At 60.0% G+C, this 10,565-nt stretch carries 15 protein-coding genes and 1 tRNA gene; 11 read left to right on the forward strand and 5 right to left on the reverse strand.

Annotated elements, in window-relative coordinates:
* Window positions 1-636: 636 nt before the first annotated feature.
* Complete coding sequence (locus tag K289_RS0132145; protein ID WP_018323108.1) at window positions 637-933, reverse strand: HU family DNA-binding protein; 297 nt, start codon at window positions 931-933, stop codon at window positions 637-639.
* Between the two features lie 523 nt (window positions 934-1,456).
* Here K289_RS0132145 and K289_RS0132150 point away from each other — a divergent pair.
* A complete protein-coding gene (locus tag K289_RS0132150) occupies window positions 1,457-1,759 on the forward strand; it encodes a hypothetical protein (protein WP_027555232.1) in 303 nt (100 codons plus the stop codon).
* A gap of 97 nt (window positions 1,760-1,856) precedes the next feature.
* Here the strand turns inward: K289_RS0132150 and K289_RS50870 are convergent, their stop codons facing one another.
* Window positions 1,857-2,132 carry a hypothetical protein gene (locus tag K289_RS50870; RefSeq protein WP_027555233.1) on the reverse strand — a complete coding sequence of 92 codons (276 nt, stop codon included), beginning with the start codon at window positions 2,130-2,132 and terminating at the stop codon, window positions 1,857-1,859.
* Window positions 2,133-2,320: 188 nt separating this feature from the next.
* Here K289_RS50870 and K289_RS0132160 point away from each other — a divergent pair, with 188 nt between their 5' ends.
* From K289_RS0132160 to K289_RS0132170, 3 genes are all read left to right on the forward strand, one after another.
* Window positions 2,321-3,541: an ABC transporter substrate-binding protein gene (locus K289_RS0132160; RefSeq protein WP_027555234.1), complete on the forward strand. Its 1,221-nt coding sequence runs from the start codon at window positions 2,321-2,323 to the stop codon at window positions 3,539-3,541.
* 236 nt (window positions 3,542-3,777) lie between these two features.
* Window positions 3,778-4,230 (forward strand): VOC family protein, encoded by a 453-nt coding sequence (locus tag K289_RS0132165; protein WP_027555235.1) that lies wholly within the window; start codon window positions 3,778-3,780, stop codon window positions 4,228-4,230.
* A gap of 300 nt (window positions 4,231-4,530) precedes the next feature.
* Window positions 4,531-5,178 carry a glutathione S-transferase family protein gene (locus tag K289_RS0132170; RefSeq protein ID WP_027555236.1) on the forward strand — a complete coding sequence of 216 codons (648 nt, stop codon included), beginning with the start codon at window positions 4,531-4,533 and terminating at the stop codon, window positions 5,176-5,178.
* A gap of 127 nt (window positions 5,179-5,305) precedes the next feature.
* Here K289_RS0132170 and K289_RS50875 read toward each other — a convergent pair whose 3' ends face one another.
* From K289_RS50875 to K289_RS0132185, 3 genes are read right to left on the reverse strand one after another with little or no spacing between them, the layout of a single operon-like run.
* Complete coding sequence (locus tag K289_RS50875; RefSeq protein ID WP_156918306.1) at window positions 5,306-5,473, reverse strand: hypothetical protein; 168 nt, start codon at window positions 5,471-5,473, stop codon at window positions 5,306-5,308.
* Window positions 5,474-5,476: 3 nt separating this feature from the next.
* On the reverse strand, window positions 5,477-5,722 hold the full coding sequence (locus tag K289_RS0132180) for a hypothetical protein (RefSeq protein WP_027555237.1): 246 nt from the start codon (window positions 5,720-5,722) through the stop codon (window positions 5,477-5,479).
* 53 nt (window positions 5,723-5,775) lie between these two features.
* Complete coding sequence (locus K289_RS0132185) at window positions 5,776-6,030, reverse strand: PilZ domain-containing protein (protein ID WP_027555238.1); 255 nt, start codon at window positions 6,028-6,030, stop codon at window positions 5,776-5,778.
* A 231-nt stretch (window positions 6,031-6,261) separates the two neighbouring features.
* Here K289_RS0132185 and K289_RS0132190 point away from each other — a divergent pair.
* From K289_RS0132190 to K289_RS45855, 7 genes are all read left to right on the forward strand, one after another.
* Window positions 6,262-6,336: transfer RNA gene (locus K289_RS0132190), tRNA-Glu, on the forward strand.
* Between the two features lie 240 nt (window positions 6,337-6,576).
* The gene (locus K289_RS0132195; protein WP_027555239.1) at window positions 6,577-7,407 is read left to right on the forward strand and encodes a TIGR04255 family protein; all 831 of its coding nucleotides are present in this window, start codon (window positions 6,577-6,579) and stop codon (window positions 7,405-7,407) included.
* The gene (locus K289_RS50880) at window positions 7,407-7,943 is read left to right on the forward strand and encodes a hypothetical protein (protein ID WP_027555240.1); all 537 of its coding nucleotides are present in this window, start codon (window positions 7,407-7,409) and stop codon (window positions 7,941-7,943) included. The genes K289_RS0132195 and K289_RS50880 overlap by 1 nt, the downstream gene beginning before the upstream one ends.
* Before the next feature lie 7 nt (window positions 7,944-7,950).
* Window positions 7,951-8,553, forward strand: coding sequence for a hypothetical protein (locus K289_RS0132205; protein WP_027555241.1), 603 nt, complete (start codon window positions 7,951-7,953; stop codon window positions 8,551-8,553).
* Window positions 8,554-8,796: 243 nt separating this feature from the next.
* On the forward strand, window positions 8,797-9,285 hold the full coding sequence (locus K289_RS0132210; RefSeq protein WP_027555242.1) for a hypothetical protein: 489 nt from the start codon (window positions 8,797-8,799) through the stop codon (window positions 9,283-9,285).
* 229 nt (window positions 9,286-9,514) lie between these two features.
* A complete protein-coding gene (locus tag K289_RS45850; RefSeq protein ID WP_051311017.1) occupies window positions 9,515-9,892 on the forward strand; it encodes an NAD(+)--rifampin ADP-ribosyltransferase in 378 nt (125 codons plus the stop codon).
* Between the two features lie 48 nt (window positions 9,893-9,940).
* Entirely contained in the window at window positions 9,941-10,522 is a 582-nt protein-coding gene (locus K289_RS45855; protein WP_084788802.1) for a thermonuclease family protein, read from the forward strand.
* Window positions 10,523-10,565: the final 43 nt, after the last annotated feature.

The following is a 10,565-nucleotide window of genomic DNA, read 5'->3' on the forward strand; positions in this document are numbered from 1 at the left end:
AATGCTCGCACAAGCATTACGACTTGTTCTGCATCCGACTCCATTTCGTTCTCAGGGAACGAATCGGAATCGAGGAAATCAGCAGGGAGCGATTCCTAACGATTGATGAAGACACGCCGAACTACTTCTTCGGCGGCACGAACCTCGAGACCACTGCAAGCACGATGATGATTTCGCGACAGGGGTCGCATCGGAATGTATTGGTTGAGTTCGCCGTCATCGGCTTGGAGCATTGCGGGCAAGTCATGCAGGGCCGAACGTGGCTGGCAGACGTTTGTTCCCGGCAATATGAGCGGACTTTCGAGGCTCAACTGGCACTTACGCCGGCAAAGCCACCGACCGGTTGATCGAGTTCCATCGTGGGAAGCGATTTTCCGATCGTCCCCTTGAACCTTTTCGGCACTGTGAGGACCCATGGAAGCTGGGGATTTCAGCGCCCAGTCATTTGCCAGCGCCGCCTGACGAACATATTCCGTCACCGCGGCGCGGTTGCTTTTTGGATTTTCAACCTTAAGTTAGAAGGACGGCTGACGGCCAGGCGCTGAAATCCCATCGCCGTCAGCTAGAGAGCCCCGCGCGAAAGCGCGGGGTTTTTCTTTCGGGCGGCCTTATCAGCCAACAGCCCTCGCCTCAGCTTCAAACGGCGTCCTTGGCCACTTTCAGCGGCGACGCCTTGACCGACTTGCTCGCCGGCTTCGCCGCAAACTGCATCGGCTCCTTCGTGAAAGGATTCACACCCATCCGCGCTTCGGTCGCAGGCTTGTTCACGACCGACATCTTCACGAAGCCGGGAATGACGAACTCGCCGGACTCGTTGAGCTCCTTGTATCCGACAGTCGCCATGTACTCGATGACCGACTTCACGTCGTTCTTCGAAAGCTGAGTGCCCTCTGCAATCGCATCGATCAATTGAGTCTTCGTCATCTTCGCCATGTCTGAATTCCTTTGTGGGAGCGGGCAAAATTCTGCTGAGGACGCGGCTGAACCACGCAGCGCGTTGCTGATTCACGCCCATCGGTCATGAAGTCACCGGGCTTAGAGCCCATCGAGGGCCAAAACACAAGGCGCGGCCAGGGTGGGTTCCACGCCTTTATCCCCAGGCAGCAGCATCTGTCGGGCCAAGGCGTTCGCACGAACGAAAGGTGTGCCGGCTCGACATCGCGCCAAACCTTCATTGATTTCTCTCGGGGAAAGCCGCCCTCCCTCTGTCGCCTCAATCCGACATTCGGCGGGACACACCATCTCTCCCACATCGGAATCCATGATCACGCGCAATACTGACGCGGCGGTCGCAAGCCGCCCCACTCGCTCTTAAGTCATGACGAGACTCTGATGGCAGGGCAGGCCCCCTCGCTCACCTCATCGTGAAACTTGTGGCTCAGCATGCGTTGTTGATACTTCAGTAACCCAACGCCTCCAAGCTCCCGTCAGTATCGTTGCGTTGGAGTACCCCACAGTGTTGGATTTTGACGAGCTGCGTGAACTCGCGGCTGATGTTCGCGTTTTTGTCGACCTCGCCGAAGACAAAGCTGAAGCGCTTAGAACCATCATCGCGGCTTATGACGTGGTGTTGGCGATCTTCCCTTCTCACGAGGGTATGGGCCTCCATGTCGTCAAAGGCGGTGAGATCCTGCACAAGATTGCGAAATCACAGACCAACGCGATGTACAGCCACACCGCCATCGCGGTTCCCGACCTGGAGCATGCCGAAGTGCTCAAGTACCTGACGACGCCGGTCGAGCAGCGGATTGCGGCCTAGTTGCACATGGCAACCTTGTCGGTCCCTGCCGTAGCCTCCGAAGTTGCTGCGGCAGTTTCAATGAGCGGCCGCGAATTGCGGTGACGGTGCACTAAATTCATTCGCCATTGCCGCCCTGCTCGGCCCGCGGCGCGGTCCACGGTTGGCTGGTTTCAGCGGTCGGCCCAGTCCAGAGAGGGGCGGTGAAGCGAGCGTCGCCAAGCGGCCGGCCGATGCTCTCCGCGGCGTGCAGCCGGCCGAACAAGTCGGGCTCCGGCGGGCCGTCGAGCAGGTCGGCGCAACGCAGGAAGCGATTCTTGATCGGTGCCAGCGTAGTTACCCCCTCGTCCCTGCCGCACAGATGTGCACACCTGCTCGACCAACTCCAATCCACATCGGGAAGACTTCCCAACAAACCGCAGGCAGGGTTCCTTGGACTGCGCTTGTACGCTCTGATCCAATCCAGGCGATCAGCTTTCTCGCGGGCTGTACGATGAGTTCGCTCTTCAGCCAGTGAAGCGCATGCTGTCGTGAACGGCGCTCGGGTTCACGAGCTCTGCGCGAGCAACGAGGGTCCCAGCGATGAGTACGAGCTTGCACACGAATGCCGCCAGAGCGGCAATCCTTGCTGCCGGAATTTTCGTCACGCCACCTTCGCTTGCAGGTGACCGCCAATCCGGTCAGGGCGCAAGTGATACCGAGATCAAGGTCGGCCAGACGATGCCCTATAGCGGCCCGCTCTCGGCATCCTCGGCAATCGGCAAGGTACAGGCAGCCTATTTTCGCATGATCAATGATCGTGGCGGGGTCAATGGACGCAAGATCACGTTGATTTCCTACGACGATGCGGCAACGCCGTCCAAGACGGTCGAGCAAATTCGCAAGCTCATAGAGAGCGACGAGGTGTTGTTCACATTTCAGACGCTCGGCAATGCCTCGAACATCGCGGTTCAGAAATATCTCAACGACCGAAAGGTCCCACAGCTCTTCGTGGCCGGACGGGCGACGCGTTTTGAGGATCCGGTCGACTTCCCCTGGACGATGGGATTTGCTCCCAATCTCCGCACGGAGGTTCGCGTCTACGCGCGCTTCATCCTGGACAACTACCCGAATGCCAGAATCGGCCTGCTCTATCAAAACGATGAGAGTGGCAGGGATTATTTGACCGGGTTGAGGGAAGCGTTGGGCGCCAGGGCAGGCGAACTCATCGTCAGTGACGCTTCATACGATGTGTCGGACCCGACCGTCGACTCACAGGTCGTACGCCTCAAAGCGGCCGGTGTCGACGTTCTCATCAACATGGCAGCCTCGAAATTCGCCGCCCAGGCCATCAGAAAGATGGCGGAGCTCGATTGGAAGCCCGTTCATCTCCTTGGCGTGGGATCGTCGTCCATCGACGGGGTCCTGATTCCAGCAGGCATCGAGAACGCAAAAGGCATCATCTCAGCGAGCTCGTTCAAGGAGGCCACGGACCCGAGCTGGCGTGATGACCAAGGCATGAGGCGATGGAGCGCCTTTATGGACGGCTATTATCCGGGAGGCGACCGGAAGAGCATCTTCACGGTCTATGGCTATAGCGCCGCCGAGCTGCTGGTGCAGGTCTTGAAGCAATGCGGCGATAATCTCACGCGCGAGAACGTCATGGCGCAGGCGATGAGGCTGAAAGACGTCAAACTTGATCTGTTGCTCCCGGGGCTGTCCGTGAACACCAGCCCGACCGACTATCGCGTGGTCAAGGAGTTTCGAATGATGCGTTTCACAGGCGACCGATGGGAGGCGTTCGGGCCGATTGTCGCCGATTGATCCGCGGTTACGGGGACCAGTGCGAACGAAGACAGTGCATCCAATTCATGCGCCATCGCCGCCCTGCTCGCTCTGCGGCTTCGGTCCACGCTTGGCTGGTTTGCTTCACCAGCCGCCTCATTCTCACGCGCATGTGCACGCGCCCCCTGCCCCTTGTCGCATTTTGCTGCTATTTGATGCCCGCGCCGGCCTCGGCCCGAACAAAAACCCTCCGACCGTCCAAGGGAGCAAAAGACATGCGTTATCTCCACACCATGCTGCGCGTGCGCAATCTCGATGTCGCGCTGAAGTTTTATCAGGATGCGCTGGGCTTGAAGGAGGTGCGGCGCATCGAGAACGACAAGGGGCGCTTCACGCTGGTGTTCCTGTGCTCGGCGGACGATCTCGAAGCGCTGAAGAAGCAGCCCTCGACGCGCGGCGCGCCGCTGGTCGAGCTCACTTACAACTGGGACGAGGAGAAATACGGCGAGGATCGCTTCTTCGGCCATCTCGCCTATGAGGTCGACGACATCTACGCGACCTGCGAGAAGCTGATGAAGGCCGGCGTCATCATCAACCGGCCGCCGCGTGACGGCAATATGGCGTTCGTCCGCTCGCCCGATTTGCACTCGATCGAGCTGCTGCAGAAGGGCGAGCCGAAGGCGCCGCAGGAACCCTGGCTGTCGATGCCGAACACCGGCCACTGGTAAGGCCTCGCGCGCCGCACGCGCACAGGAACAAGCCCTCTGCCCTCGCGTTCTCCCTGCAACGAGGAGATTGGAGGAGGACACAATGGCGAGAGGGCTGTTGCTGTGGTTTCTTGGCGTGCCTATTCCCGTGATCATTCTGTTGTGGCTGATTTTCGGCCACTGATCGCATCGACGAGCCTTGCATCAGAGCTCCGCCTCTGGCGGAGCTTTTTGCATGAGCGCCCGGCGCAATCGCCGACGCTCGCCGAGCCGAATTCCGCTATCACCCCGCGCAAAGCCAGATGCCGCGGGAGGAACCACGTGCCGGACAATCAAACGCCGAAACTGACGATCTGGGGCCGCGCCAACTCGGTCAACGTGCAGAAGGTGCTATGGTGCCTCGCCGAGCTCGGCCTTGCCTATGAGCGGATCGATGCCGGCATGCAGTACGGCAAGACGCGCGAGGCCGACTATCTCGCGATGAACCCAAATGCGCGCATCCCGACGCTGGTCGAGGGCGACTTCGTGCTGTGGGAATCCAATTCGATTCTGCGCTATCTCTGCCTCGCCCATGGCCGCGGCACGCCGATCTATCCGGAGGCGCCGAAGAGTCGCGCCGCTGTCGACCGCTGGCTCGACTGGACATTGTCGACCGTACAACCGGTCGACCGTCCTGTGTTTTGGGGCATCGTGCGCACCGCGCCTGCAGAGCGCGACATGATCCAGGTGCAGAAGGATGCCGATGCGGCCGCCGAGGTCTGGGCGATCGCCGATCGCCAGCTCGCGACACGTCGCTTCCTGGAGGGCGATCAGTTCACCCTCGGCGATCTCGCGGTCGGCGCCTATGCGCGGCGCTGGCTCGGCGTCGAGGGCATCAGCCGGCCGGCGCAGCCGCATCTGACGCGCTGGCTCGCCGAGCTCGGCCGCCGCCCCGGGTTTGCGCAGCACGTCGCGCCGCCGATGTCGTGAGCCGCTGGCGCGGGCTAGGGCGCACTAAATTCGCGATGAATCGCGATTCCGCGGCAAGCCTCGGGCATCACGGCCGAAGTCATCGGCTACTTTGCATGGGGTTGTTTTCGCGATTTTTGCCCATGCCCTAGCGCCAGCCGCGCTCGACCAGCAGCACGCAGACGATCAGCGCGAGCGTGACCACGGCGGTGGCAAGCTTCTGGAGCCAGTTCAGGCCGCGTCCGACCCACAACAGCAGCGCGCAATAGAAGAGCACGGGAACGACGATATCGAGCCGCAGGAGATCCGGCGGCATCCTCTAGCGCCGGATCGTCGTGTCGACGCTGATCGAGCCGCCGACCTTCACACAGGTCCCGGTGGCCTCGACCATGACGAAGCCACGGCCAAAGGACGCACAGGAGTTCGGCTTCGCCGTCCCCGCCGTGCCATTCAGCGGCAAGGTCTTGCCGGCTTGCGGCCGCTCGGCGGCCGGAAGACGCATGGTCTCGGCCGTGGCCGCGGACACCATGCCAAATCCAACGAGACTGATGAGGAGTGTTCGCATCGGCGCGTTTTAGCCCGGACGCAGGCCCGGCGCCATCGGGCATCTTGCCGGGGTCAGACGAACTTGATGCCGGCCGATCGGCCGCGGCGCCAGATCACCTGGCAGCTCCGCCCGGTGCGGGCATCGCGCGCGAACGCCATGCGGATGATGCCCGGGAGCTGGCTCGCATCCTCGTCGAGCGTGATTTTCGCGCCCGTGGTGGAGATGTCCTGGACCAAGCAGTGCCGCGCGGCGAACCCGCCGTCGAGCGTGATCCAGGCATGCTGCGACAGCGATTTGCGGGCTGCACGCTTCTTGGGCGGTGGCATTGACGGAATTCTCCCGCTTCAGCGCTATCTCAGGGAACCCTAAGAAACCGTTGAAATCGGGCCCGAATACCCCCGGGGCCGGCGCTTATCCCCGGCCCACGGGACCCGTTCCCGAATGGCTTGCCCGCGGGCGGAAAGGCCACTATACGTTCGCCCGCCGCGACCGCCGAGCGTGACTCGCGCGGGCTTCGGCACGGCGAACGGCCGTGCCGTGACAAGCGGCGGGCGTTTGCTCCCTTCGTCTATCGGTTAGGACGCCACCCTTTCACGGTGGAGAGAGCGGTTCGATTCCGCTAGGGAGCGCCAACGATTTCAATGGGTTAAGCGATAGAAAGCGGCACATGTCCAGTAGATGTCCAGCATCTCGATGACTGGACGTCTCGGCCAGGGATCCGCGTGGTCACTATCTCTTGGAGGGGACTTTGAAGGGCATTGTGCCGCCGCGTCATATTTGCTTCCTTGCGCTGGGTTGGACCTCGAGTTTCAGGAAAAATTGTTGATTTTCGCGCTTAGTTTCGACTCACGTATCACCAGCGCGCCCCGACCATGAGCACTCAGCCGCATTTCGCCCCGGTGTTTCCCCGGCATGCCATCGAACGCTGCGCAGCATCAGTAGCGCTGGCGCCGGCCGTGCCTCAGAAGGCATTCGAGAAGATCGCAAATTCAATGGAGGGCCGACTTAGATCGCAGGACTTTCAGTCCCAAGCCGTCTCATCGCTCGCTTTTCAGGTCAATCCGGATGGTAGCGTGGCTTCCATCCCTGCGCCGGTCGGCGGCCCTCGTGTGTTTTCGTTGCCGGATCAGACCACGACCTTCTCGGTGGCACCCGACAACCTCGTTTGGGCGACGCACAGCTACGTGCGGTGGCAGCCGTTCATCGGCGCAATTGAGAGGTACGTGCTCCCGGCTCTTGCAGAGTTCTTGGAGATAGTTTCGATTGCTGGAGTCAGGCTGGAATATTGGGACCGATTCGTCTGGTCGGGGACATGGGCTGACTTTGATGTCCAGAAGGTGCTAAGGGCAAATTGCACCTACCTTGCGCCAGAAGCCGTTCGGCAGTCGCGGCAATGGCATTCTCATTCCGGCTGGTTCGGCAAGGAAGGTGACTTGCGGAGGCTGACGAACGTTAACGTCGATGTCGTTGATGTTACCCAGGATCCGGCCCTGCAAGGTCGCCCGTCCGTAGGCATATACTCAAGCTTGGTGGATCAGCCGAACATTCCGGATTACGGCAGGACGTCGGCTTCGGCCTTGAACGAAGGATTTGTAGTCGAACGTCTCGAAAATCAGCATCTTGCGCTCAAAGACATTCTTGGCGATATCATCACCGACGAGATGGCGAGTCGTATTGAGCTTAACGCCCGGAAGGCCCCCTAATGCCGGCGCTTGATTTAAATGTTACCTATCAGCCATCCTCTCTCGACAAGGACCGTGAGCGGCCCGTGCTGACGCGCAGTGGAAGCGATATTCGCTCTCCTGCGCACATCGACAGAGTGAACTATCTCCGTCTCGTTGGATCTTCGTCCGCTACCGAAGCACCAGCCGGCATATTTACTTCGCGCAGCCCTTGGCTGACGCAGACCGTCTCGCTGATTGATCAGCATCGCGGCTTGGCTCACGGATGGGACGGTGGCAATGCTGCGGCGCCAGACCACGCTGCTTTGAATACGGCCGAAATGCTCGCAGTGTTCTTCAACAACGATCGAAGATGGGGGCGTCCGACCTTCACCGTAGACGCTCTTGGTCGGCCGACGTTTGTTGTTCGTGTCAATGGCTTCTACCTGCACCTGACAGTCGATAGAGCCGAGCGGCTAACTTGGTACGCAGAGATCGACGGTCAGGAGAATTTCCACGACGATATTCCCTTCTCTGGGCGCAAGCTGCCCGATGAGCTTTCCATCATTCTAACCTAATCCTGCCATGAGCAGCGAGAACTGCAGAGCGGCTATTGCGAGCATGCCGCCGGAGAGAATTGCTGAGCGGCTACATCAAGCGACGCCGGAGATGTGTGGATGCGAAGCGTACCAGCTTGGCGACACCTCTCCAGGTCGGGTCGCTGATGCGGAGACGCTAAATCTGATCGTGAGCGATCCTAATAGCCTCCTGCCGGATGGCACTCTTAATCCATCAATGCTTGTGCAATTGGACTACAGCGGCGTGAGCGTGCTCAGGAACTCCGCGACGAACGATGAGTTTGAGCTCACGCTCAATGAGTTGAAGGCGCGCTCGACTGCCAGTGGCCGCGCAAGGTATTTCCACGGCGTATGCGCGTTTGCAGCTGCCGTTGTGCGTTATGATCAGGATTCTCGCCTGGTCGGTGTGTACGATACATCTCTTCCGCAGAAGCCAAACCATGCAGACATGATCGCACCCGACATGCATGCAGGCACCGGTGCGTCCAACAGCCAGAAAGAGCGCGATCGACGAAAGCGCCACAAGCGCGTCATTGAGCTAATTGGCACGAGTCTAGTCCCGGCTCGTCAATTTCGGTCCGGAGCGTTTCTGGCATTTGCCCGTTCGTGACGGACAGCAGAGATTCTGTGCGTGCGACCGCCTGAGTGCACCCGCCGCAGTGTCGCGCCTGCCGCGGGGGGCAATCGGTTCCGGCCTTTTTCGCGCAGGACACTAAAGGGACTTGTCTCAAAGCGGTCCGATCGGTCATATCGATCGGGCCGATCGCCTCATCGGATCAAGATAAAGACCAGCAACATCTGCTTTGCATAGGGTGCGATCCGCAAAACACTCATCCGAGCGTGGGAATAGAAAATGACATTGGACGGTCTGATCAAGACGATTGAAAACAGCGACGCCTCTGACTGGCGGGTCATCCAGCAACCGATTTTCACCCAGGAGATGTCCGCAGCGTCCAACGGTTCAGGCCAGCATTGGGTCGAGGTCAGAGAGCACTACAAGCTGCTTGTCTATGAAAAGGACCTGAGCATTTCGATCGCCATGGGCTTCCCAGACAATGATCGTTTTCAGGAAAAATGGGCGAACGAATTTGCCGACCCGAATGCCAGCTCGACGTTCGTTGACTTCCGCTATAACGGCGTTCCGGTTCTGCGAGAGATAACCGTGCACGTCGACGGCGACCGCGCACGGCTTCCGTTGCCAAAATCTTCCAAGGAATTGGAAGTGTCGAGGCGACAATCTGCCGTGTGGCGCCTATTTGATGAGATTTCCGGATCGGGCAAGTATGACGAGTATCTAGGGCGCGCCGGGATCAAAGAAACCGATGCCAAGTGGCCTCGGTAGCGCCAACCCGCGCTCCATCCATTGAATTAGCCCCCGCCGGGAGGACCGCCCGAGCGGGGGTTTTGGTTCAGGCTATGCCGCCCCGATCTATCGTCGAGCGACCGGCGGCGGGCTCGCTTGATCTGAGGACCTCGCACATCTTCGAACCTGCCGCGCCGTGCCTGATAGCGAAGGTGACGACAACTGCACCAGCGTCTTTCCCGAAAAGCGAAATGTGGAGCTTCGACGCATGTATGACGCGCAAGACCCTAGAAACAAGCGCTACTATCATGGCGGCAACTCGGGCCTCCTAGTTGGGCAGTACATTTTGCCGCCTGAAGAGACCGGCGCAGCCGGAATGCCTAACAATCCGCTGCTGCGGAAAGATCGTGTTTACATTACCAAGGACATCGCAGGCGCGATGTTCTTTGCTTCAGGCGCACGCAGCCCGATCGTCTATGAGGTCCAGCCTGAGGGCGAGCTCGAAGATGATCCTGACCACAGGATCAAGGGCATTTCGTTTGCATGTCCCAAAGCCAAAATAATCGCGCTGCACTCCGTTCCTGAGGCCGTCGTTCGACGCAACAGAAATCAAATGATAGCCGCGCCTTCGGTTCCCAAACGATAATGCAATGACCGCCCCGTCGACGATCGACACGCATACGGAGCGTTTGAGATGTGTAACCTTCACTCGGTCGCGAGTGCCTCCCGCGACTGTCTCAGACGCTTCGATCTGATCCTGCGGCTGCTTATTTCGGCCACGCTACTCACCGCCCGTCCAGCGATGGCTGAAAATATCATCGGCCTAGCGAGCGTGATCGATGGCGATACGATCGAAATCCACGGCACGCGTATCCGATTGTGGGGTATCGACGCGCCGGAGGGCAATCAGCTCTGCCGTGGCGACGACAGCGAACTTTATCGATGCGGCCAAAAGGCCGCGACAGCGTTGGCCGGCCTGCTATACGTGATCCCGCGCCCAGTGACCTGCGTTCCGAAAGACCGGGACCGATACAGCCGCGTTGTCGCCGTTTGCAAGATCGGAGACCCAGGCCCGGACATCGCGCATTGGATGGTCTTGAATGGGCACGCGCTCGATTGGCCGAAATACTCTGGGGGCCACTACACCGAGGCGCAACAGCGTGCGGAACGCGCCAGCGCCGGCCTATGGGCCGGCAGCTTTGTCGAGCCATGGCGATATCGGGCCGTAACCGGTATGAGCTTCCACGTCTGCGGTGATCAGCGGGCGCGTGCGTAGCGGATCGGCATCCAGTATTGGCGCATGGCCTCGACAGCCGCTG

Origin of the sequence: Bradyrhizobium sp. Cp5.3 (assembly GCF_000426265.1) — a bacterium.
Classification (GTDB): Bacteria; Pseudomonadota; Alphaproteobacteria; order Rhizobiales; family Xanthobacteraceae; genus Bradyrhizobium; species Bradyrhizobium neotropicale.